The sequence below is a fragment of the Micromonospora sp. NPDC050795 genome, from assembly GCF_044456785.1.
GTDB lineage: Bacteria > Actinomycetota > Actinomycetes > Mycobacteriales > Micromonosporaceae > Micromonospora.
In genome coordinates this window covers 1-22,609 of the sequence record NZ_JBITGE010000030.1, presented here as the reverse complement: position 1 = coordinate 22,609, position 22,609 = coordinate 1, and the positions used below count along the sequence as shown (strand labels likewise).

Here is a 22,609-nt window from a genome sequence, read left to right as displayed (position 1 = left end):
AATGTGCAGCGCCGCCTGTCGTCGCGGCACCGCGCTCTAGCACCCCCTTCCCGAGCTCCTTTCCCACCGGTACGCCCATCGGGCACGCCGTCGGTGGCGCACGTCCGTGCGCGCCGAGACACCACCCTTCGGAGACACCAGTGCGATTCCTTCCTGCCCTGACCCGCGCCGCCGCCCTGGGCGCTGTCACGATCCTTGCCGCCACCGCCCTCACCGCCTGCGGAGACGACAGCTCCTCCGACGCCGACGCCAACCCGTACGGCCTGGCCCAGTCGGGCGTGCTGCGAGCCGGAACGCTGACCGACGCCCCGCCGAACGTGTACCTCGAGGACGGCAAGTTCACCGGCTTCGACAACGACCTGCTGACCGCCGTGGCCGGCAAGCTCTCCCTCAAGGTCGAGTTCGTCGGCACCGACTTCTCCGCGCTGCTCAGCCAGGTCAACAACCGCAAGTTCGACGTGGGCAGCTCCTCGATCACCATCACCGAGGCCCGCAAGAAGACCGTCGACTTCGGCAACGGCTACGACTTCGGCTACTTCGGCCTGGACGTCCCGGCCGGCTCGCCGATCACCGGCTTCGACCAGCTCGCTGGCAAGCGGGTCGTGGTGGTGCAGGGCACCGTCCAGGACGACTACGCCACCGGCAAGCAGCTCAACCCGGTGCGGGTGCCGGACTACAACGGCGCGATCAACCAGCTCAAGGCGGGCACCGCCGACGCCTGGATCGCCCCGGCGGAGATCGGTGAGAAGTCGGCCGCCGACAGCAAGGGCAAGATCACCGTGGCGGCCAAGCAGCTCAGCCCGGCACCGACCGCGTACGCGGTGGCCAAGGGGAACGACAAGCTGCGCGAGGCGCTGAACAAGGCCCTCGACGAGGTCATCGCCGACGGCACCTGGACCCGGTTGCAGGCCCAGTACTACCCGGGCCGGCCGATCCCGGCGGACTTCGCCCCGGGCAGCGGCGCGGTCAAGGTCGCGCCGTCGGCGTCCGCGTCGGCCGCGTCCTGAGCCGGTGACGAGCGAGCGGGGCGGTAGGAGGAGCAACCGATGGATCCGTTGAGCACCCTGTGGGAGACCTTCTTCGACTGGGACGCGATGCGCGAGGCGCTGCCCGAGATGCTGACCGTCGGGTTGCCCAACACGCTGATCCTGGCGGTCTCCGCCGCCCTGCTCGGCTCGGTGCTGGGCCTGTTGCTGGCCGTCGCCGGGATCTCCCGCAGCCGCTGGCTGCGCTGGCCGGCGCGGGTCTACACCGACGTGTTCCGGGGGCTTCCGGCTGCGGCGACGATCCTGCTGATCGGGGTCGGGCTGGCCCCGCTGGGCATGCAGGTGTGGGGGCCGGATCCCTACCCGTTGGGCATTCTGGCGCTGTCGCTCATCGCCGCGGCGTACATCGGTGAGATCTTCCGCTCGGGCATCCAGTCGGTGGAGGCCGCCCAGTTGGAGGGCGCCCGGGCGCTCGGCTTCTCCTGGGCCGACGCGATGCGGCTGGTGATCATTCCGCAGGGCATCCGGCGGGTGCTGCCGGCCTGGGTGAACCAGCTCATCGCGCTGATCAAGGACTCCAGCCTGGTCTACTTCCTCGGCCTGGTGGCCAGCCAGCGGGAGCTGTTCCGGATCGGGCAGGACTACGCGGCCACCACCGGCAACGAGTCGGCGCTGCTGCTGGCGGGGCTCTTCTACCTGGCGTTGACAGTTCCGCTGACGCACGTCGTCAACTGGATCGACAGGCGGCTGCGCAACGGTCGGCCGGCCACCGCGCCTGACGACGAGGACGACGAGCCCCTGTTGCCCACCGCCACCCAGGGAGACCGGCGATGACCACCACCGAAACGACCACCTCGGTCAGCCTCGACGTGCGCGACGTCCACCTCGCCTTCGGGCCGAACCGGGTACTGCGCGGCGTCGACCTGTCGGTGCCTCGGGGCGCGACGGCCTGCGTCATCGGCCCGTCCGGGTCGGGCAAGTCCACCCTGCTGCGCACCATCAACCGGCTGATCGAACCGGACCGGGGCGACGTGCTGCTGGACGGGCGCAGCGTGCTGGGCGACGACCCGGACGCGCTGCGGCAGCGGGTGGGCATGGTGTTCCAGCAGTTCAACCTCTTCCCGCACATGAGCGTGCTGCGCAACGTCACGCTGGCGCTGCGCCGGCTGCGCAAGCTCGACACGGACGAGGCGGAGGCCGTGGCCCGGGCCCAGTTGGAGCTGGTGGGGCTGGCCGGCAAGGCGGATTCCCGGCCGGCGCAACTCTCCGGTGGTCAACAGCAGCGGGTGGCGATCGCCCGCGCGTTGGCGCTGCGCCCCGAGGTGATGCTCTTCGACGAGGCGACGTCGGCGCTCGACCCGGAGCTGGTCAAGGGCGTCCTCGGGGTGATGGCCGACCTGTCCGCCGCCGGCATGACCATGGTGGTGGTGACCCACGAGATGGGCTTCGCCCGGCAGGTCGCCGACACCGTCGCCTTCATGGACCGGGGCGTGGTGCTGGAGGCCGGCCCACCCGAGGCGATCTTCGAAGGGGCCGAGCATCCCCGGCTTCGCCGGTTCCTCGACCAGGTGCTCTGAGCACTCGGTCACTCGTTGGATCCGCGGCCCAGCAGCCGGATCTCCTCGTTGTCCAGCGCGGACTGGAGTTCCTGGAGCACCAGGTCGTCGATCTCCCGGTTGTCGCGCAGTCGGGTGACCTCCCGCCTCTTGTGGGCGAGGACGCCGAGGCGCAGTCGGTGTTCCAACCGGCGATCCTCGGCGGTGTTCCCGCCGCTCTCGTTGAGGTCCTCCAGATGCCTCCGGTACTCGGCCTCCAGCCGGCGCACCGAGTCGTCCTGGGCACCGACCTCCGCGGCGACCTGCGGTAAGGCGGCCAGGCCCACCTCGGTGGCCCGCCGCCGGGCGTTGCGGGCCTCGTCGACGCGTTCCGGGTCGCCGGTGACCCCGGCCCAGCGCACCACCAACGGCAGGGTGGTGCCCTGGAGCAGCATGATCAGCACGATCACCAGCGCGGTGACGAAGATGATCAGGTCGCGTTCGACCACCGGCCGACCGTCGACCATCGCCGTCGGGACGGCCAGGGCGGCGGCGAGCGACACCGCGCCCCGGAAACCGGACCAGCCCGCGACGGTTCCGACCCGCCAGCTCGACGGCCCCTGGCTCGGGTCCATGATGCGGCGACGCCGCAGCCTCGCGATCTGTGCGGTGAGGTAGACGAAGAGCAGCCGGGTGCCGATCACGACGAGGGTGACCACCAGCACGATCACCAGAGCCCGCTGGGGCGAGGTGCTGGTGATCCCCCGGACCGCGCGGGGAATCTGCGTGCCGAGCAGGACGAACAACCCGCCGTTGATCAGGAAGGTGGACAGGTCCCAGAACGCGTACGCCAGGACCCGGGACCGGGCGCGGATCACCCGTGGGCCGGCATAGGCCAGCACCAGGCCGGCGACCACCACCGCCAGCACACCGCTGGCGTGCACCGAGTCGGCGAGAAGAAAGGCACCGAACGGGGTCAGCACGCTGAGCGCGCCCTCCCGCAACGGATCGTCGAGCCGTTTGCGGATCAGCACCACTGCGCCCCCCACCAGCAGGCCGGCGACCACACCGCCGACGCTGGCACCGACGAACTCCTCCCCGATGCCCAGCACACCGGGTTCGGCGCTGTGGCTGAGCAGCCCCACGGCCACAGCGAAGACCACCAGCGCCGTGCCGTCGTTGATCAGGCTCTCCGCGTGCAGGGTGGTGAGCAGCTTCCGGGGCAGCCGCTTGGCCAGGCCGGTGACCGCGGCGGCGTCGGTCGGCGCGAGGACCGCGCCGAGCACCCAGGCGGCGGCGGGGTTCACCCCGAACGCCTGCGCGGCGAACGACACGGTGACCATGGTGAGCACCACCAGCACCACGGCGAGCAGCCCGATCACCGGCAGGTTGGCCCGGATCTCCCGAAGGCTGATGGTGAGGCTCTCCCGGTACAGGATCGCCGGCAGGAAGATCAGCAGGACCAGGTCGGGTTCCAGGGTGACCTCGGACAGCGGCGGCGTGAGCCCGAGCAGCACACCCAACGCGATGAGCAGGACCGGCGGAGCGACCCGATACCGGCCGCCGAGGGTGGTGCCGACGAGGACGGTGACGCCGAGTGCCACGATCAGGATGAGCGCCTCCACGCGTACCCCCTCGGATCATGGCCGACGGTGGACGCGCCGGTGGTTCCATCTGACCGCACCCCACGGCTGGTTCCGGCCGAAACCGGCAAGTCGCCGGGTAGCCAGAGCGCGTTGGCCAGGCACACCCGCCTCGGCGCTCAGGATGGGTCGTCGGCGCGGACGCGTGCCAGGAGCACCCGGGCGGTACGGCGATGCTCGGCGGCTTCCTCGTCGCGGCCCAGCGCGGCGGCCAGATCGGCGAGGTGCGCGGCCACCGGGCCGACGGTGACCACCCCGCTGCCGGCAGCCAGTTCGGTGGCCGCCGGGCGGAGCGCGCGGGCCACGCGTTCCATGGTGGGACGGTCGCCGACGGCCAGCGCCGCCCGCGCGGTGAGGCACAGCCGCACCTCCCGAAGCAGGTCGTGCGGCCCGTCCGGCAGGGCCCGCAACGCCGCTGTGGCAGCACCGGGGTCGTCGGCGGCAGCGAGCAGCAGGGGCCGCACCCAGGGCTCATGCGGGCCCCAGTCCAGCCGCTCCCAGTCCTCGTCGTCCGGCCCGGGAATCGGCCGCGGTACAGCGGCCATCCGGGGGTCACCTGCCGGCGGGGCGTCACTGGCCGTGTCGGCCAGGCGCAGGCCGAGCAGGGCGAGCGGCAGCAACCCATGGGCCAGGCCCGGCATACCGTCGGCGGGCAACTGTTCGGCGGCAGCACGGTACGCGGTTGCCGCGGCGTCCCGATCGCCCCCCAACGCCAGCCGCAGCGCGGCGTACCACCGGGTGAAGACACCGACCAACGGCAGCTCGTACGCCTCGGCGAGGCGGTCGGCGGCGCGGGCGTGCGCGTCGGCGGCGGGCCGGTCGGCCAGCGCACAGTTGGCCTGGACCAGGACGAGGTGGCCGAGCACCTCGAAGGTCACCAGGTGGTGCCGGGCGGCCAGCTCGACCAGTTCCACGCCGATCCGGGCCCGCGCGTCGGCCAGACCGACGCGGTGGAAGGCGTGCATGAAGCGGGCGTTGAGCGCGAACGCCACCAGAGCGGGATCGCCGATGTCGCGGGCGATCGTCTCGGCCTCGGCGGCGGCGCGGCGGCCACGGTCGGTGGTGGTGCCGCGCAGCTCCAACGCGAGAGTGCTCAGCAGCCGGCTGCGCTGCGCCGAGCCGTTCGGGCCGAGCGCGATCAGGGCGTGTTCGGCTGCCCGGACGATGTGCCCGGAGAGCAGGTCGTCGTCGTTGCGCGTCCAACTGGCGGGCACGTCGAAGCCAGCTAGGGCCTCCTGGATCAGCAGGGGGTCGCCGGTGGACTCGGCGACGGTGATCGCCTCGGCTCGCCGTAGCCGCGCCTCGGCCAGCCGGCCCGTCACGGCCAGCGCCCGCCCCAGGCCGAGCAGCGCGGTCACCCGCCCACGCGGCTCCATCCCGCCGGCACTGTCGTACGCGTCGATCGCCTGGCCCCACAGGCGGGCCGCCTCGTGAGGGTTGCCGCCCCGCTCGGCCCGCTCGGCCGCCACCTGGGCGTACGTCGACGCCTCGGCGGCGTGGACCGGCCCGCCGGCGCGCAGCAGGTGGTACGCGAGGGCGGCCGGTTCAACGGGTTCCCGCTGTCGCAGCACCTCGGCGACGGCGGCGTGCCAGGCGGCGCGGCGCGGCGCTGACAGGTCGGCGTAGAGCGTGTCGCGGACCAGGATGTGGGTGAAGCGCAGCCGCCCGTCGGACTCCCGCTCGCTGAGGAACCCGGCCGCCAGGGCGCGGTCCACGGCGTCCAGCGCTGTCGTCGGGTCACCGGCCAACGCGCCCAGCACGTCCGGGTCGAGGTCCCGACCGAGCACGGCCGCCTGCCGCAGCACGGTACGGGTCGAGGCGGGTAGCTGCGCCAACCGGTGCCGGATCACGTCGCGTACCCCGGGCGGCACGGCTGCCAACCCCGCCTGCCCCGTGCTCGCGTACAGCTGGGCCAGTTCGCGGACGAAGAACGGGTTACCGCCGCTGCGCCGGTGGATCGACCGGGCGGTGGCCTGGTCGAGTTCCGCCCCGACGATGGCGCCGGCCAGCTCGCCGGTCGCCGACGCGGGCAGGCCGGCAAGATACTCCCGGACCGGCTCCAGCCCCGCGGCGCGGGCCAGCGTGGCGGTCAGCTCCGTGCTGAACTCGGTGGCCCGGTAGGTGCCGAGGATCAGCACCGGCCCGCTGGCCGGCTGCGGGCCGGTGAGCAGTGCGGTCAGCAGGTCCAGGGTGTCGCCGTCGGCGCGGTGCAGGTCGTCGAGGACCAGCAGGACCGGCTCCCGGTCGGCGACCGCCGCGATCAGCGAGGCCACCGCGCGGTGTCGACGGAATCGTACGGTGGCGGGGTCGGCCGGTGCGTCGGCCGAGCCGTCATCCGGGTCGGCAGCGACGGCGGCGGGCGGGACGGCGGCGGGCACGACGGCGGTCCCGGCGAGCGTGTCGGTGATCTGGGTCCAGGGCCACGCCGGTGGGGCGCCCTCGTACTCCGGGCTGCGTCCCCACGCCGTGGCCCAGCCCTCGGCGGCGAGTTGCCGGGTCAGGGCCTCGGCCAGCGCGGTCTTGCCGGCACCCGGGTCGCCGCTGAGCAGGGCGAGCGTGGGCTGGCGGCGGCGGGACGCGGCCTCGGCGGCGTGCCGCAGCCGCTCCAGCTCCGTGTCGCGGCCGACGAACGGACGCTGCTCCGTCTCGACGGGTCGCGCGGGTTCCCCGGGACCGGGGGTGGCGACCCGGTCGAGGGGCGGGGCGAGGTGCGGCGCCTGGGCGAGGATGTCGGTTTCCAGCCGTCGCAGCTCGGGCCCCGGGTCCACCCCCAGCTCGGTCACCAGGACGTGGCGGGCCTCCCGCAGCGCGGCCAGTGCGTCGCCCTGCCGGCCGGCGCGGTACCGGGCCGTCGCGAGCAGCCGCCACGCGTCCTCCCGCAGCGGATGGTTGGCCAGGTGTGCCGGCAGGTCAGCGGCGGCCTCGTCCGGCCGGCCCACCGCCAGGAGCGCCTCAGCCCGCCGCTCGACGGCGAGCATCCTCAGCTCGTCCAGCCGGTTGATCTCCGCGACCGCCCAGGACTCGTTGGCGCAGTCGGCATACGCGGGCCCTCGCCAGAGCCCGAGCGCCGAATCCAGCGCGGCCAGGGCCGGCGCGGGACGCCCGGCCGCCAGCATCCGGGCCGCCTCACCCACGGCCGCCTCGAACTGTCCGGCGTCCACCGCGTCCGGGGCGGCCTTCAGCGCGTACCCGGGCGGCTCGGTGACCAGGATCCGGGGCGGCTGCCGGGGTGGCCGATCAGGCTCCAGGGCCCGGCGCAGGTCGGCGACGAAGGTCCGGATCGCGCCCACCGCGCCGTCCGGTGCTACCTCCCACAGGTCGTCGACGAGACGATCCACCGGCACCACCCGACCGTGGGCGATCAACAGCCGGCCCAGCACCAGGCGCTGCCGGTGTCCCCGCAGGGCGACCGGGCCGCGCTCGGTCGCGGCGATCACCGGCCCGAGTACGCCGAAGGTCACCGCGACGGGCGCCGTCAGCTGCCTGGTCACGGCACCAATCTAGGCCGTTGGCTCGGCCGGCACTGATCCGACGCTGACCGGCTGCTGATCACCGCCGGGCAGGCTCGGTGAGGTACGACGGCGACGGGCCACCGCCCCGCCGGGACTGCTCACCAGGAAGGTTCCCCGTGGACCCGAAGATCAACGGATTCGACTACCGACGCGTCACCGTCGCCGACGGGGTGACGCTCAACGCCGCCGTGGGCGGCTCCGGGCCGGCGATCGTGCTGCTGCACGGCTTTCCGCAGACTCACCTCATGTGGCGGCACGTCGCCGCCGATCTGGCCGCCGACCACACGGTCATCTGCCCGGACCTGCGCGGCTACGGCGACAGCGACAAGCCCCTCGACACCGATGGCACCGGGTACGCCAAGCGCACCATGGCCGCCGACATCGTGGCGCTGGCCGGCGCGCTCGGTCACGAGCGGTTCGCCCTGGCCGGGCACGACCGGGGCGCCCTGGTCGCGTTCCGGGCCGGCCTCGACCATCCGGCGGCGATCAGCCACCTGGCCCTGCTCGACGTGCTACCCACGCTGGACATGTGGGACGTGTTGCATGGCGCCAGCGCCGCTGTGGCGTTTCACCTCTATCTGATGGCGCAGCCACCCGGCCTGCCCGAAGAGCTGATCGCCGGCAGCCCCGACGCCTTCTTCGGTCATTTCCTGGACGTCTGGACCCGCGATCCGGAGGCCCTGCCGGCTGAGGTGCGTGCCGCGTACCTGCGCGCGTCCCGCGCCGCCGTCCCCTCGATCGTCGCCGACTACCGGGCGTCGGCCGGGATCGACGTGGCCCACGACGCCGTTGACCGGGCGGCCGGCAACCAGCTGCGGATGCCGGTGGCGGTGCTCCAGCAGGACTGGGGCGCGGCGCTGGGCTACGACGCGGCGGCGGTGTGGCGGGCCTGGGCGTCGGATCTGGACCACCAGACGGTCAGCTGCGGGCACTTCATGGCGGAGGAGGCCCCGGCCGAGGTGCTCCGGGCGTTGCGCGCCCTGCTCGCTCGTTGATCGACCGGCGACCCGGCCACCACTGTCACCCTGGAGAAGATATCCGACACTCGCTGTCACCGGGCGACAGTGCGGCCGGGTCGCCGCGCTTCGCACTTCCCACCGCCCAAAAACCAGCGGGTCATGCCCCTTGACCTGCGGGAATGCGACGTTACACAGGTGGACGCCAACCGGCGATCGGTGATACACAGGCAGATACCGGCAGCCAACGACGTCGAGTCGCTCCATCTTCTCGCCCAACGACCGTCCACAGGCAACGCACACCGGGCTCCGCCGCACGGTTCGCGGCTCCACGGCCGCGACCCACCGAACGGCACCGGCCCACCGGGCGCTGCCGGACGCCGGTCCTCGACCAAGGAGTTGCCGTGGGAAACCTTCGTATCCGATCCCGCCACCAGCCGTACGAGATCGCCGTCCTGACCGCGGCGCCGCTCTGCGGAATCTTCATGATGACCCTCAATGTCCGGCCGACGTCCGTTCAGACGTCGATGCCGGAGCCCATCCAGGTCGCCTGGGAGCTGGGTCTGGTCGCGGTGGGCGTGGGTGGACTACTGGGCATCCTGTGGCCAGGCCGGCTCTCCACAGGGCTCGGCCTCGAACTCGCGTCGGTGCTGGTGCTCGGCACGATCACCGGCATGTACGCGGTGGCCCTGGTGGTCATGTCGGGCCGAAATTCCATCGTGGCCACGTCGTTCGTGATTGCGGTGACGGTCGGGTCGCTCTGGCGGGCCGTACAGATCGCCATCGACCTACGTCGACTGGCCCGAGCATGCGAATTTGTGACCTACGAACAGTTGCAGGCAGGTGTCACGTGATTACCGCACCCGCGCCGGCTGCCCGCACTGGGTGCAAGTGGCGCTCAGCGTGCTCGGCATCCTCGGCGGGGGCACCGGCCTGGCCGCGATCGCCACCGTCGTGGTGCAGCGCGGCAAGTTCAGGGCCGATGCCGCCGACACGCTCACCGAGGCCGCCCTCACGCTGGTTCAGCCGTTGCAGACCCGGATCACCCAGCTGGAGGGCGAGGCGTTGAGCGCCCGGTCCGAGCTGGGCACGCTCCGCGAGCAGGTCAACCAGTTGCAGTTCGTCGTCCGGGTGCTCACCCGGACGTTGGACCGCTGGCGGGCCGCGATCCGGGCCCCCGACGCCACCCTGCGCAAGGTCCGCGCGACGGTGGCGGAGTCCGACCGGATTCCTGAGATGGATCGTTGACCGGTGTCGCTGCCCCTGCGGCCGGTAACCCTCAACCGGCGTCGCGAAGGCGTTCGGTGAGTTCACGCACCGCCGCCCGGAACTCGGGGTCGGTCTCGCCCGGATGATGCCCCCGCAGCGGCGGAGCAGACCGCTCTCCCGGCGTCGGCAGCAGGTGCGCCGGGTCCCGCAACCGCCTGTCGACCTGGCCCGCCGGATCGGCCGGGTCCGGAGCTGGATCACCGGGTCGGTGTGCGGCGAACACCCAGCCGCCGACCGGGTCGGTCTCCCGCCAGAGGTTGAGCCACCGCCACTCGACCCGCTCCCCCACCTCCCGCAGCACCTGCTCGTTGAGATAGGCCGGAAAGAGCCGGGCGTACAGGCGGTCCAGCGGTGAACCGTAGGTGAGCAGCGCTACCCGCCGGCGTACGCGCGGAGGCAGCCGCAGCACCGCCAACGCCAGCAGCGCGGACCCGTGGCTGTGCCCGCAGAGCAGCACCCCGGCGTGCCGCTCGGCCAGTCGGCTGATCCGGTCGGCAAGCTCCGGCACGGCCCGGTCGGCGTAGCTCGGCGGGGCGAACGGGTGCGCGGCCCGGGGCCAGAAGGTGCCCAGGTCCCACAGAATGCCGACGTGCCGGCGGAACCACGCGGTCCGATAGGCGAACACACCCCCGGCCAACAGTGTGAGAAGCAGTCCGGCGAGGAGGTAGGTGCTTCCGGTGAGCCCCATCTCGACGGCTCGTGGCGGCAGCCCGAACACCTGTCGCGCCAACTGCTCCGGCTCACGCCCGGTACGCCCCAGCAGGCTCGTGATCAGTCCGATCAGCGCGAGCACCGCGTACGTGGTCGCGATCAGACCCAGCCACTCGGTGAACCTCGCCCGGGCGATGGTCGTCATCGTCAGCCGCAGCCGCCCCGCCGCCTCCGGCGGAACCACCGGGAAGTCGCGACGGGTGATCGCCGTTGCCGCAACGCGTCGTCTTCGCCGCGACAGGAGGGTCAGGGCGCCGCACACCAGCACCGCCGCGACCACGTGCAGGAAGAAGGCCAGGAGCGTCCAGCGGTACGGCAACGGCGGCCCACCGTCGCCGGAGTAACCGCCGAGCAACTGCCCAATCTGGTAGACGAGGCCGGCGGAGAGCCCGCCGGCCAGGCCGACCGCGAAGGCGGCGACGACCGCCGCGCCCAGGCCACGTCGCAGCGTGGACCGTCCGCCCGGATGGCCGCGATGCCACAGCACCAGCCCGCTGAGCGCCACCAGCAGGGTCATCTGACCGAGCAGGGCCGCGGCCGCGATCCCGCCGTAGCCGGGCATCCCGGTCGACGACGGCCAGCCATGGTCGTCACGCGCGACAACGACGAGGGTCGCCACACTCATGCTGACAGCCAGGACGCCTGCGGTGCGGGCGGTCATTTCCGCCGTTCGCGCGGTCGCGGCCCGGTCGATCAGCCCGGGGGCGGCGAGCAGGCCGACGCACGCCAGCAGCACCACCACGCTGAGGGTCAGCAGCAGCGTCGTCCCGACCGTCGCGCCAGCGGCGTGACGGGCCACCAGCAGCATGAGATCGAGTACGGCGAGCGCGGCGGCGACGTGGATCGCTCGCAGCCGCTGCACCAGCGGTTCCACGGCCCACACCCCGTTGCCGACCGAAGGGGACCGACGCGTGCCGATGAGCATGAGGAACGCGATGGCGGCGATCGGCAGGAGCGCCAGCACGGCCAACCGCTGCCCGACGTGCCGGCCGTCGAGCCCGGCCATCGTGTCGAAGGGCCCACGGCAGCGGACCGCACCGAGACACCGCCAGGCGAAAAGGTCGAGCGCGACCCCGGCGATGGCCACCACGTACAGCAACGTGAGGTTGAGCGCGAGGAGCCGGCACAGCATGGTGACCCCGACGGCACGGCGGCGGCCGGTGGGTCGCATCCACACGGCCACGTTGCTGAACATGAACGGCAGCAGGAAGACCATGGAGAGGGTCCGGGCCACGGTGCCCGCGGGCAGGTCCCCCCAGCGGTACGCCTCCAGCGTCACCCCGTCCGGGTCGGTGCCCTCCGGCCGATCGGGGCGGTGGAAGCCGCCGCTGTCGTCGCCGGCGACCTGCCGGACTCCCGGGCGGTCGAGGATGACGGTGGGGTCGCCGCCGGACACGCCGTGCACCCGCACCTCCACCACGTCGGGTCTGCGCGGTTGGTCGTGGTCCGGCTCTCGCTCAGGCATCGGGCCGCTCCCCGTGCCGCCGTTGGTCTGACCCGTCCCGTCCGCTGATCTGTCGCGCGTATCCCCGCAGGCCGGGCATCCCGTCGACCAGGACGATGAGCAGCAGCACTCCGGCGACGGCGGCGCTGTTGACGAGTTGCGGCAGCTTCACTGTCGCCAGCCCGGCTACGACGATCGCCGGCACCCCGATGAGACGCGCCCAGGGCCGGCTGCCGTCGACCACTGCCGCGAGGTGGATCCGCGCGGTCAGGAACAGCGCCGGGCCGATGACGCCCAGGGCCAACTGCCCCGTGTCGTTCCCTCCGGGATCGTCGATCGTCATCTCCATGGCCACTGAGGTGGACAGCACACCGGCGATCATGACGAGGTGCAGGTAGCCCGCCTTGAGTGTCACCTTGCTGCCGGGCGGGCCGTCCGCCTCGATCCTCGTGGCCAGCCGTGCGCCGGCGGGCACCAGGTAGAGCCGGGCGAGGGCCACCGCGGTGGCGAACGCCAGGGCGAAGGCCAGCGTGCTGTCCTGATCCATGCCGGACTGGCTGTAGGTGACGCCGGAGATCAGGATCAGCTCGCCCAGGGCGATGATGAAGATCTGTTGGTACCGCTCGGACAGGTGTCTGCCGTTCACCTGGAGTTCCGGCCAGGTGCTGCGTCCGAGCCGTGGGAACGGCCAGCGCAGCCGGGCCAGGAGATACTCCAGCACGAGAGCCAGTGCCCAGAGCACCTCGCGGGCCGGGGCCACGACCGCCCCGACCACCCAGAGCACGCCGGAGATCCCGAACCAGATCGCCACCCGCAGGCTGCGAACCTGTAGCGGGTGCCCCCGCAGGGCGGGGATCAGGATCGCTCCCCGACCCAGGTGGATGGCCACGTAGGCGACAGCGAACACCAGGGCGTGCCCGTCGAACGCCTTGGGTACGGCCGCGGCCATCAGCAGGCCGCCGAACATCACCCAGAGCAGCAGGGCGACGATCAGCGGGGCGCGGGGGTCGAACCAGTCCGCCGACCAGGCCGTCACGAACCACACCCACCAGAGCGCGGCCAGCATCAGCGACACCTGGAAGCCGCCGGTGAGGCTGGGATCGTCGAGCAGCGCGCGGGACAGCCGGGTCAACGCGAAGATGAACGCCAGGTCGAAGAAGAGCTCCAGGAACGACGCCTTGCCCGGGTTCTCCCGCCGGAGCAGCAGCCGTCCCGGAAGCCCGCCTGCCATCGCCATCCTTCCCCGGCCCGCAGCTGCCACCGCCGTCCCAGTCGTACCACCCCGACTGCCGGGCCCGGAGTGGTTCCGCCGAGCCTGGCCGGCCGGCGGCGACGCCGCGCTACGACATCAGGTCCGACGCCACGTCCCAGAGCCGCGCGGCGTTGCCGGGGTCGACCGCGTACGCGGCCACGCCGCTGTAGTCGGCGGGCCGCTCGGTGACGACCGGGGCCTCGGCGCAGTCCTCGAAGTAGCGACCGCCGACACCGTCCAGCAGGGGGGACGCCGCGAGCAGGACGGAGGTCGCCGCGCCCTGCTGCGGAGTCTTGTGCATCTCCCTGGGCGACTTCAGCCCACCGGTGTGCTTCTGCAACCCGGTGGCGATGGCGCCCGGGTTCAGCGCGTTGGCGTAAACGCCCTCGCCGGACCAGCGGCGGGTGGCTTCCACGGCGAGCAGGGCCTCGGCGCTCTTGGACTGCCCGTAGGCCAGCAGCGGGTCGTACGGCCGGAACGCGAAGTGCAGGTCGTCGAAGATCACCGGGGAGAAGAGGTTGCCGCTGGAGCTGACCGACACGACTCGGGCGCCGCCGGCCGCGGCGAGGGCGTCGTGCAGGCCGACGGTCAACGCGAAGTGCCCCATGAAGTTGGTGGCGAACTGCATCTCCCAGCCCTCGGCGGTGCGCTCCAGCTCGGGCAGCGCCATGATCCCCGCGTTGTTGACCAGGATGTGCAGCGGCTGGTCCCAGCCGGCGACGAACTGGCGTACCGAATCCTGGTCGGCCAGGTCCAGCGCGCGGACGGTGACCCGCTCCGCGCCGATGCTGGCCGCGATGTCGCCGGCGGCCTGATCACCCGCCGCGACCCGGCGGACCGCGAGCACGACCTCGGCGCCGGCAGCGGCGAGCGAACGGGCCGTCTCGATGCCGATGCCGGCGGCACCCCCGGTGACGATGGCCCGCTTGCCGCTGAGGTCCACCCCGGCGATGACCTCGTCGGCGGTGGAGGCGAAACCGAAGGGGGTCGTGATGCGCTCTGTCATTGCTGTCCCGTCTCTCGATCACGCTTACTCCGACACTGTCACCCGGGCGGCAGGCGTTAGCCGGTTCCCTGTTTTTCCTGGTAGTGGCAGGACCAGGATGGGCGGTCGGTGGCGGCTCCTACGATGGGCGGGTGAGCGCGGCCGGCCCGCTGGGCGAATACCTGCGTGCCCGGCGCGAGCTGATCGGGCCGGGTGACGTCGGCTTGCCCGCGCACGGCCGTCGGCGGGTCCCCGGCCTGCGGCGCGAGGAGGCCGCCCTGCTCGCCGGCATCAGCGCCGACTACTACCTGCGGTTGGAGCAGGGGCGTGACCGGCACCCGTCGGCGCAGGTGGTCGAGGCGCTGGCCCGCGCGTTGAGGCTGGACGCGGACGCGGCGGCACACCTGCACGCCCTGGCCCGGCCGGTGCCGGCCCGCCGGGCGGCGCGACCCTCGGAGCGGGTGCCGGTGGGCATCCGGCAGTTGGTCGGTTCGTGGGCCGAGACGCCGGCCTTCGTGCACGGTCGACCCCTGGACGTGCTCTTCGCCAACCCCGCCGCGACCGCGCTGGCGCCGATCTTCACCGCCGGGGTGAATCTCCTGCGCGCGGTCTTCCTGGACCCGAGCATGCCGGCGCTCTACCCGGCTCTGACGGCTGTCGCGGCCAACGCGGTGGCCGGCCTGCGCGCACAGGTCGGCCCCGAGGTGGACGACCCCCACCTCGTCGAGCTGGTGCGGGAGCTGACGGCCGGCAGCGAACGGTTTCGGCGGTTGTGGGCCCGGCACGACGTCACGGCCCGCGCCGGCGGCGGGGTGCGGGTGTTCCAGCACCCGGAGGTGGGCGAGTTGGCGCTGCGCTACGAGAAGCTCACGATCAGCGGCACCACCCAGTCGCTGGTGGTCTATCACGCCGAGCCGGGCAGCCCGTCGGCACGCTCGCTGGCCCGGCTGGCTCGACGGGCAGCACCGCGCTAGCGGCTACCGGTTGGCCGCCCGCTCGGCGACCACCACCGAGATCCCGTCGAGGACGCGTTGCAGACCGAACTCGAACGCGTACTCCGGGCCGTACGCGGCACCGTGCTGCTGGCCGGCCGCGGTGCCGACCCTGGACGCGGTCGGGTAGGCGTCGGGCTTCAGGAATGTCTCCAGCCAGGGCGCGTGCGACTGCCACCACTGGCCATCTGTCATGCCGGTCTCGCGCTCCAGGTCGACCACCTCGGAGGCGGCCCGGGCGGCGCTCTTCACGTGGCCCAGCACGAGGGTGAGCACGGCGTCGACCTCGACGTCGGTGAGCCCGATGTCGACGAGGGCGCTCAGCTCGTAGTCGTACTTGGCCATCAGGTGCGGACCGAGCACCGGTCGGGTCGTCTCGGCCCGCAGCATCCAGGGATGCCGCTGGTAGAGCGCCAGATTGTCGCGGGCGATCCGCTCCAACCGCGTCCGCCAGCCACCCTCGACGGCGGGGCGTGGCATCTCGCCGTACGCGGTGTCGATCATGACGGCGACGAGTTCGGCCTTGCCCGGCACGTAGGTGTAGACCGACATCGTGCCGACCCCCAGCGCCTCACCGACCCGGCGCATGGTCAGCGCGTCGAGCCCCTCGGCGTCGGCGATGTCGATCGCGACCCGGACGATCCGGTCGACGCTGAGCGCCGGACCGGCGCTGCGGCTGGTCGGCTCCCGGGTGCGCCAGAGAAGGGCCAGGCTGCGGGCCGGGTCCGCGGTCGCCTTGCGCTCAGTCGCCATGGTGCGGCCATCCTAACAACGAGACCGTACGTCGTACGCGGCCGCGGCGGCCCTGCTCCGGGGGTGCCGCGCGGTGTCAGAGCGCCTCGCGGTCGTCCGACAGCGTCGGGCCGGCCGCGGCGGGCACCAGGTGTCGGACCTCCGGTTCCCCGTCGGTCAGCTCCCGGGCCCGTTGCTCGGCCGCGCGATCCTCACCTGTCAACCGGCCGCCGTGCTGGCGCAGGTGCTCGTCCCAGGACGGCACCAGGTACACCTCGACGAACCGGTCCACCGTCTCGGCCGGGCGGAACAGCCCCCAACGCATCGCGCCGGTCCGCTGCCGCGCGCCCCGCACCAGGTCCATCGCCGCCAGGAACCGTTGGGTCCGCTCCGGCCGGACCGTGTACTGCACCGTCACCAGCACCGGCCCCACCCCCGGGTCCGGCTCCCGCGCCAGGTGTAGTTGCGGCCAGTAGGCAGCCGGTTCCCGGTTGACCGAGCGCAGGTCCGGCAACGGCCAGATCCGACTCGTCAGGGTGCCCAGAAGCATCAGGGCCGCCGCCGCCAGGTACGCGGGGAGCAGCCCGGCCATCTCGGCCACCAGACCCCACAGCAGCGCACCGGCGGCCTGCCCACCGGCGAAGCACACCTGGTAGACGGCCAGGCCCCGGGCCCGTACCCAACTGGGCAGGAAGAGCTGCATCTCGGCGTTGACGTTGGCCAGCACCGTCACCCAGGCCATCCCGGCGGGCAGCAGGGCGAGCAGCACCAGCGGCACCGCCCGGACGGTGCCGACGACGGTCAGCGCCACGGTGAACAGCGCCCCGGCGATCAGCAGGAGCTGGTTGGCCGTCAGCCGGGTGCGGATCACGGCCAGCAGAACGCCACCCGCGATGGCGCCCACGCCGAGGGCGGCCAACAGCACTCCGTACCCGCCGGAGCCCAGCCCCAGCCGCCGACTCGCCACCAACGGCAGCAACGCCCACAACGCGCTGGCCGGGACCACGAAGACCAACGCACGGCGCAACAGCCGGCGGACGATCGGCGAGTGGCGTACGTAGCGGCTGCCGGCGCGCAACGCGGCGGTGAACCGCTCCGGCACCTCGACCGCGCGGGCGTTACCGGGTCGCCAGCGCCACAGCGCGTACGCGAAGATCGCGAAGGCGACCGCGTTGATGCCGAAGACCGGGGCGACGCCGGTACGGGCGATCAGCACGCCGGCCACCGCGGGTCCGACCGCCCTCGCCACGTTCACGCTTATCGACCCGAGCGCGGACGCCGACCGGAGTTGTTCCTGCGGCACCAGCTCCGGGATCACCGCCGCCCAGGCCGGCAGGGTCAGCGCCTGCCCGACACCGAACGCGAAGGTGAGGGTGAGCAGCAGCGCGGGCGGCATCCGGTCGGTCAGGGTGAGCAGCGTCAACACGACCGCCACCGCCACCAGGAACAGCTGCACGGCGATCAGCAGGTGCCGGCGGTCGAAGCTGTCGGCCAGCACCCCGGCGGGCAACGCCAGCAGCAGCACCGGCAACAGACCGGCGGTCTGCACCAACGCGACGAGGGTGGAGGCGTTGGAGTGGTTGATCAGCAGCCACTGCGCGCCGACGGTCTGCATCCAGGTGCCGATGTTGGCGGCGAGCAGGGCCAGCCACAGGTTGCGGTAGACCGCCGTCCGCAGCGGCGCCCAGGCCGAGACCGGACGGTCGGCGGGTCCGACTGCGGCCGTCACCACCGCCCGTCCGCGCGCAGCACGCGCTCACCGGAAACGTAGAGGTCGTCGGGTTCGAGCAGCAGCAACCGGACGACCTCGGTGGCGACCTGTTCGGGCATGGCGTACACCTCGTCCAGGAACTCGGCACCCACCCGTTCCTGTAGCCGGGTCGGCATCGGCCCGGGATGCAGCTGCATCACCTTGACCCGGTTGCTGTGCTGACCCTCGGCCAGCGAGTCGACAAGGCTGCTGCCATAGCTCTTGGTGGCCCGGTAGACGGGGATGCCGGGCCGGGGTGCCGCCAGCGCCATCGCGCCGATGTAGACGACGTTGCCGTGGCCCTGCCGGTGCAGGTGCTGCACCGCCTCCCGCAGCAGGTAGGTGATGCCCAGAACGTTGATCTCCACGGCCTTGCGGATGTGCTCGACCGACAGGTCCCCCAGGTCGCCGCCCGCCCACATCGAGGCGCAGGCCGCCACCCCGTCGATCGTGCCGTAGCGCTCGACCACCTCGGCGAACCCGTCACGGACCTGCTCGTAGGAGGAGATGTCGCAGACGGCGCCGTCGCAACCCAGCTCGTCGGCCGCGGCGGCGACCTCGGCCGGCACGTTGCCGAACACCACCACGTGATGCTCGTCGACGAGCAGTCGGGCCACCGCGAGGCCGAGACCACTGGTCCCGCCGACCACCACGAAAGTCTTGGCACCCATGTCACTCCAGCCGCCGCCCAGCACAGGTCACGCGAGCCACGTGACGGCCCGTTCTTCCCGTTTCCGGACCCCGCACACCCGTTCGCCGGTAGTGCTGGGCATACCTCGAAGAGTGGATCTGGACGGCTGGGGCACCCGGTCGCCCCCGATTAGCGTCTGCTGCATGACCACGGAACACCCTTCGCACCTGGCCGAGGCGCTGCGCCGCCGCCGCTGGCTGATCTCCGCGTGGCCCTGGCGCGCGCTGGCCTACCTGGTCACCACGGTGCCGATCGCCGGCGTGCTCGGCGTCGGGCTGCTCGTCATCGGCGCGCCGCTACTGGCCGCCGCCAACGGGCTCCGCCTGCACGGCCGACCACCGAGCATCGCGCTGATGCTGTTCCTGGCGACCGGCAGCCTCACCCTGTTGGCGTTGGCCCCGCTCGTGAGCTTCCCGGTGGCCGTCGTCGAGCGGTGGCGGGTCGGGCTCGTCGACGGTCGCCCGCTGCCCTCGTCGCCCTGGCCGGGCCTGGTCGCCCGCTACCGCAACGCCGCGACCTGGCGGGAGGTGGCCTACCTGTTCTGGCTGGGCGGGTTCACTCCGGTCGCCTACTGGGTGTTCCTGGTGCTGGTGCTGCTCGACCTCGGAATGATCTCCAGCCCCTGGCTGGCCGGAGACGCCAACCAGCCGGTGGTGATCTGGCAGCCGATCGACAGCACCGGCGAAGCCATCCCGTACGCCATCGTGGGGGTGCTGCTGATCCCGGTTCTCTGGTACGCCGTCGGTCTGCTCGCCGCCGCCCAGGCAGCCGTGGCCCGGTGGTTGCTGGCCCACCCGGTGGACGCGGCGGCGCTGCGCGAGGTCACCCGCTCCCGCACCCGACTGGTCGGCGCGTACGAGGCCGAACGCCGTCGGATCGAGCGCGACCTGCACGACGGTGCCCAGCCGCGGCTGACCAGCCTCACCCTCCAGCTCGGGCTGGCCCGGCTGGACGTACCCGAGGACTCTCCCGCGTCCCGCCCCCTCGCCGTGGCGCACGACCAGGCCCGGGGCCTGATGGTGATGCTGCGGCAGTTGGTGCACGGCATCCGGCCGCAGAGCCTCACCGACCTCGGCCTGGCCGGCGCCGTCCGCGAGCTGGCCGACGCCGCCACCATCCCGGTCGCCGTGCACGCCGACCTGCACGACGAGCTGCCGGAGATCGTGGACACCACCGCCTACTTCGTGGTCTCCGAGGCGCTGGGCAACGTGGCCCGGCACGCCCGGGCGACCCGCGCCGACGTACGCCTCAGCCGGGTCGGCGGTGACCTCGTCGTCGAGGTGACCGACGACGGTCACGGCGGCGCCGACCCGGCCCGGGGTACCGGCCTGACCGGGCTCGCCGACCGGGTCGCCGCGGTGGACGGCCGGCTGCTGCTGTCCAGCCCGCCCGGCGGTCCTACAGTGGTCCGGGTGGAGCTGCCATGTCGTCGGTGACCCGGGTGGTGCTCGCCGAGGACGAGGTGCTGCTGCGGGAGGGTCTGGTCGCGCTGCTGACCCGCTTCGACTTCACCGTGTGCGCGGCCGTCGGCTCCGCACCGGACCTGCTGGCGGCGGCCCGCGACCACCAACCGGACCTGGTGCTGACCGATATCCGGATGCCGCCGGGCCGCCGCGACGACGGGCTGCGCGCGGCCGTCACGCTGCGCACCGAGCGACCTGACCTCCCGGTCGTGGTGCTCAGCCAGTACGTACAGACCGGGTACGCGGCGGCGCTGCTGGACAGCGGCGACGGCCAACGCGTCGGCTACCTGCTCAAGGACCGGGTCGCCGAGGTCACCGAGTTCGTCGACACGCTGCGCCGGGTCGCCGACGGCGGCACCGCCATCGACCCGGACGTGGTCCGGCAACTGCTGCACCGCCCCCGCGACCCGCTCGCCGCGCTGTCCGCCCGGGAACGCGAGGTGTTGGCGCTGCTCGCCGAGGGGCGGTCCAACGCCTCGATCGCCGGCCGGTTGCACGTCAGCGAGGCGGCGGTCGGCAAGCACGTCGGCAACATCCTGCTGAAGCTCGACCTGCCCCCCAGCGACGACACCAACCGGCGCGTGCTCGCGGTCCTCACCTACCTGCGCGCCGACCCGGTGACCTGACCGGCACCGGGCCGAGATCGGGCCCGACCGCCCCCGGCGTAGATTCTTCTCAGCGGTACCGGGCCAGATCAGGGCGCGGACCAGGGAGACGGGGGCACGGCATGGCGAAGGCGCTGCGGGTTGGTCTGCTGGGGTACGGGCTGGCGGGCCGGGTGTTCCACGCGCCGCTGATCGCCGCGACCCCCGGGCTGCGGCTCGACGCCATCGTGACCCGTGATCCGCAGCGACGCGAGCAGGCGCGGCAGCACTTCCCGGACGCCCGCCTGGTCGACGACGCCGACGAGCTGTGGCGTACCCCGGACGCCCTGGACCTGGTCGTGGTGGCGACGCCGAACCGGCAGCACGTGCCGATGGCGCGCGCGGCGCTCGCCGCCGGCCTGCCGGTCGTCGTCGACAAGCCCCTCTCCCCGACCGCCGCGGAGGGCCGCGCGCTGATCGACGAGGCGACCGAGCGTGGGGTGCCGCTGACGGTCTTCCAGAACCGGCGCTGGGACGGCGACTTCCTGACCGTCCGCCGCCTGGTCGAGCAGGGCGAGTTGGGGCAGGTGCTGCGCTTCGAGTCCCGGTTCGAGCGGTTCCGTCCGACGATCAAGCCGGGCTGGCGGGAGCTGGCCGGTCCGGAGGAGGCCGGCGGCGCCCTCTTCGACCTCGGCGCCCACCTCGTCGACCAGGCGGTGCAGCTGTTCGGCCAGGTCGAGAGGGTGTACGCGGAGGTGGACCGTCGCCGGGCGGGCGCGGCCGTCGACGACGACGCCTTCGTGGCGTTGACCCACGCCAGCGGGGTCCACTCGCACCTGTGGATGGGTGCGGTGACCGCTCAGCTCGGGCCGCGCCTGCGGGTGCTGGGCGACCGGGCCGGCTACACCAGCTACGGGCTGGACGTGCAGGAGGCGGCGCTGCACGACGGTGGCCGCCCGGACCAGCCGGGCTGGGGTGAGTTCCCGCCGGACCGCTACGGCCTGCTCGGCGTCGACGGTGACCTGCGGCCCGTGCCGACCGAACCCGGCGCGTACCAGAGCTTCTACGCCCAGGTGGCGGCTGCGCTGCGCGACGGCACGCCGATGCCGGTGGACCCACGGGACTCCGTCCACACTGTCGAGTTGATCGAGCTGGCCCACCGGTCGGCGGCCGAGGGCGTGGTCCTGCCGGTCCCGAAGGACTGACCGGTTCGCTCGTCCCGCCACCCGGGCTCCTGACGCGTAAAACCAGTGGAGCGGCGCCGCCGCGCGCCGTTACCGTGCTGCGCAACCAGGTCGTCTAGGCAAGGACGTGCCGTTGTACACCCTGTGAGACCTCCCGAGAGCTGATCTGTCGCGCGTCGCGCCTGTGCGCCGCGCTCCTTTTTGCTGCGGACTTCTCACTGAAACCGGTGTACCTCTGTGCTCATTCACTGGGCCGTCGTGCCCACCTGCCTGCCGATCGTCAACCGCCGTTGCCACGCGTGCCCGTCCCAACGCCTTCGGGCGAGCGGCAAGTTCCGTGTCAACGCCAACCACAAGCTCCTCGACGTCTGGCTTCTCGTGCTCTGCACCGAGTGCGGGGAGACGGCGAAACTCACCGTCCTGGAACGGATGACCGTGCGCACCATCCCACCCGAACGGCTGGACCGGCTCCACACCAACGATGGTGGCCTGATCGCCGAACTGCTCCAGGATCCGGCCGTCCAGCACCGGAACCGATTCGCCCTGGACTGGACCGACGCCTGGCGTCTCGACACCGGCGGATCGGAGCACCTGGACCTCGACGTGATCGACGTCGCGGTCCGCAACGCGGCACGGGTCCCGGTCCGACCGACCCGGCTGGTCGCTGAGGGTTGCCGTCTGTCGCGCGGCGAGGTCGACCGACTGATCATGGAGGGCAAGGTCGTGTCGGCATTCCGGTTGAGCGGCAAGCCCTCCGGCGACTTCACCTTCACGCTGAAGCGCTGAGCCGATCCTCGGGGCCTGTCCGGCAGGACGCCGGGCAGGCCCTAGACGAGTAAGTCCGAAGTTGGTTCAGTGGTCGTAGGCGATCAGGGATCTCGTCACGGGCTGGCCGGTGGTCCGGTTGTGCCAGATCGCGG

General features: G+C 72.6%; 19 protein-coding genes. 11 read left to right on the top strand and 8 right to left on the bottom strand.

Features of this window, described 5'->3' with window-relative positions:
• The first annotated feature begins 140 nt into the window (after nt 1-140).
• From ACIBEF_RS24070 to ACIBEF_RS24060, 3 genes are read left to right on the top strand one after another with little or no spacing between them, the layout of a single operon-like run.
• Nucleotides 141-1,007 carry an ABC transporter substrate-binding protein gene (locus ACIBEF_RS24070; protein ID WP_396795407.1) on the top strand — a complete coding sequence of 289 codons (867 nt, stop codon included), beginning with the start codon at nt 141-143 and terminating at the stop codon, nt 1,005-1,007.
• A 39-nt stretch (nt 1,008-1,046) separates the two neighbouring features.
• Complete coding sequence (locus ACIBEF_RS24065; RefSeq protein ID WP_357196873.1) at nt 1,047-1,820, top strand: amino acid ABC transporter permease; 774 nt, start codon at nt 1,047-1,049, stop codon at nt 1,818-1,820.
• Nucleotides 1,817-2,563, top strand: coding sequence for an amino acid ABC transporter ATP-binding protein (locus ACIBEF_RS24060; protein ID WP_396795406.1), 747 nt, complete (start codon nt 1,817-1,819; stop codon nt 2,561-2,563). The genes ACIBEF_RS24065 and ACIBEF_RS24060 overlap by 4 nt, the downstream gene beginning before the upstream one ends.
• Before the next feature lie 8 nt (nt 2,564-2,571).
• On the opposite strand, the gene ACIBEF_RS24055 is transcribed toward ACIBEF_RS24060, so the two are convergent.
• Together ACIBEF_RS24055 and ACIBEF_RS24050 are read right to left on the bottom strand one after the other, a co-directional pair.
• Nucleotides 2,572-4,146 carry a Na+/H+ antiporter gene (locus ACIBEF_RS24055; RefSeq protein ID WP_396795405.1) on the bottom strand — a complete coding sequence of 525 codons (1,575 nt, stop codon included), beginning with the start codon at nt 4,144-4,146 and terminating at the stop codon, nt 2,572-2,574.
• 137 nt (nt 4,147-4,283) lie between these two features.
• The gene (locus ACIBEF_RS24050; RefSeq protein WP_396795404.1) at nt 4,284-7,655 is read right to left on the bottom strand and encodes a BTAD domain-containing putative transcriptional regulator; all 3,372 of its coding nucleotides are present in this window, start codon (nt 7,653-7,655) and stop codon (nt 4,284-4,286) included.
• Nucleotides 7,656-7,792: 137 nt separating this feature from the next.
• On the opposite strand from ACIBEF_RS24050, the gene ACIBEF_RS24045 reads away from it, so the two are divergent.
• The 3 genes from ACIBEF_RS24045 (at nt 7,793) to ACIBEF_RS24035 (ending at nt 9,880) form a co-directional block, all read left to right on the top strand.
• Complete coding sequence (locus ACIBEF_RS24045; RefSeq protein WP_396795403.1) at nt 7,793-8,671, top strand: alpha/beta hydrolase; 879 nt, start codon at nt 7,793-7,795, stop codon at nt 8,669-8,671.
• 365 nt (nt 8,672-9,036) lie between these two features.
• Nucleotides 9,037-9,486 (top strand): hypothetical protein, encoded by a 450-nt coding sequence (locus tag ACIBEF_RS24040; RefSeq protein WP_396795402.1) that lies wholly within the window; start codon nt 9,037-9,039, stop codon nt 9,484-9,486.
• Nucleotides 9,476-9,880, top strand: coding sequence for a hypothetical protein (locus tag ACIBEF_RS24035; protein WP_396795401.1), 405 nt, complete (start codon nt 9,476-9,478; stop codon nt 9,878-9,880). Before ACIBEF_RS24040 ends, ACIBEF_RS24035 begins: the two co-directional genes overlap by 11 nt.
• Nucleotides 9,881-9,911: 31 nt before the next feature.
• Here ACIBEF_RS24035 and ACIBEF_RS24030 read toward each other — a convergent pair whose 3' ends face one another.
• The 3 genes from ACIBEF_RS24030 to ACIBEF_RS24020 all read right to left on the bottom strand — a co-directional run bounded on the left by ACIBEF_RS24030 (nt 9,912) and on the right by ACIBEF_RS24020 (nt 14,314).
• On the bottom strand, nt 9,912-12,077 hold the full coding sequence (locus tag ACIBEF_RS24030) for a hypothetical protein (protein WP_396795400.1): 2,166 nt from the start codon (nt 12,075-12,077) through the stop codon (nt 9,912-9,914).
• Nucleotides 12,070-13,287, bottom strand: a complete 1,218-nt coding sequence (locus ACIBEF_RS24025; protein WP_396795399.1) for a low temperature requirement protein A — start codon at nt 13,285-13,287, stop codon at nt 12,070-12,072. The genes ACIBEF_RS24030 and ACIBEF_RS24025 overlap by 8 nt, the downstream gene beginning before the upstream one ends.
• 109 nt (nt 13,288-13,396) lie before the next feature.
• Complete coding sequence (locus ACIBEF_RS24020; RefSeq protein WP_396795398.1) at nt 13,397-14,314, bottom strand: SDR family NAD(P)-dependent oxidoreductase; 918 nt, start codon at nt 14,312-14,314, stop codon at nt 13,397-13,399.
• A gap of 131 nt (nt 14,315-14,445) precedes the next feature.
• On the opposite strand from ACIBEF_RS24020, the gene ACIBEF_RS24015 reads away from it, so the two are divergent.
• Nucleotides 14,446-15,267, top strand: a complete 822-nt coding sequence (locus tag ACIBEF_RS24015) for a helix-turn-helix transcriptional regulator (RefSeq protein WP_396795397.1) — start codon at nt 14,446-14,448, stop codon at nt 15,265-15,267.
• Between the two features lie 3 nt (nt 15,268-15,270).
• Here ACIBEF_RS24015 and ACIBEF_RS24010 read toward each other — a convergent pair whose 3' ends face one another.
• From ACIBEF_RS24010 to ACIBEF_RS24000, 3 genes are all read right to left on the bottom strand, one after another.
• Nucleotides 15,271-16,038 (bottom strand): TetR/AcrR family transcriptional regulator, encoded by a 768-nt coding sequence (locus tag ACIBEF_RS24010; protein WP_396795396.1) that lies wholly within the window; start codon nt 16,036-16,038, stop codon nt 15,271-15,273.
• Between the two features lie 76 nt (nt 16,039-16,114).
• Nucleotides 16,115-17,746 carry an MFS transporter gene (locus ACIBEF_RS24005; RefSeq protein ID WP_396795395.1) on the bottom strand — a complete coding sequence of 544 codons (1,632 nt, stop codon included), beginning with the start codon at nt 17,744-17,746 and terminating at the stop codon, nt 16,115-16,117.
• Nucleotides 17,743-18,438, bottom strand: coding sequence for an SDR family NAD(P)-dependent oxidoreductase (locus ACIBEF_RS24000; protein WP_396795394.1), 696 nt, complete (start codon nt 18,436-18,438; stop codon nt 17,743-17,745). The genes ACIBEF_RS24005 and ACIBEF_RS24000 overlap by 4 nt, the downstream gene beginning before the upstream one ends.
• 163 nt (nt 18,439-18,601) lie before the next feature.
• Here ACIBEF_RS24000 and ACIBEF_RS23995 point away from each other — a divergent pair, with 163 nt between their 5' ends.
• The 4 genes from ACIBEF_RS23995 to ACIBEF_RS23980 all read left to right on the top strand — a co-directional run bounded on the left by ACIBEF_RS23995 (nt 18,602) and on the right by ACIBEF_RS23980 (nt 22,475).
• Nucleotides 18,602-19,894: a sensor domain-containing protein gene (locus ACIBEF_RS23995; protein ID WP_396795393.1), complete on the top strand. Its 1,293-nt coding sequence runs from the start codon at nt 18,602-18,604 to the stop codon at nt 19,892-19,894.
• Complete coding sequence (locus ACIBEF_RS23990; protein WP_355006826.1) at nt 19,882-20,547, top strand: response regulator transcription factor; 666 nt, start codon at nt 19,882-19,884, stop codon at nt 20,545-20,547. Before ACIBEF_RS23995 ends, ACIBEF_RS23990 begins: the two co-directional genes overlap by 13 nt.
• Before the next feature lie 101 nt (nt 20,548-20,648).
• Nucleotides 20,649-21,710 carry a Gfo/Idh/MocA family oxidoreductase gene (locus ACIBEF_RS23985; RefSeq protein WP_396795392.1) on the top strand — a complete coding sequence of 354 codons (1,062 nt, stop codon included), beginning with the start codon at nt 20,649-20,651 and terminating at the stop codon, nt 21,708-21,710.
• Nucleotides 21,711-21,926: 216 nt separating this feature from the next.
• Entirely contained in the window at nt 21,927-22,475 is a 549-nt protein-coding gene (locus ACIBEF_RS23980) for a DUF1062 domain-containing protein (RefSeq protein ID WP_396795391.1), read from the top strand.
• Nucleotides 22,476-22,609 lie beyond the last annotated feature (134 nt).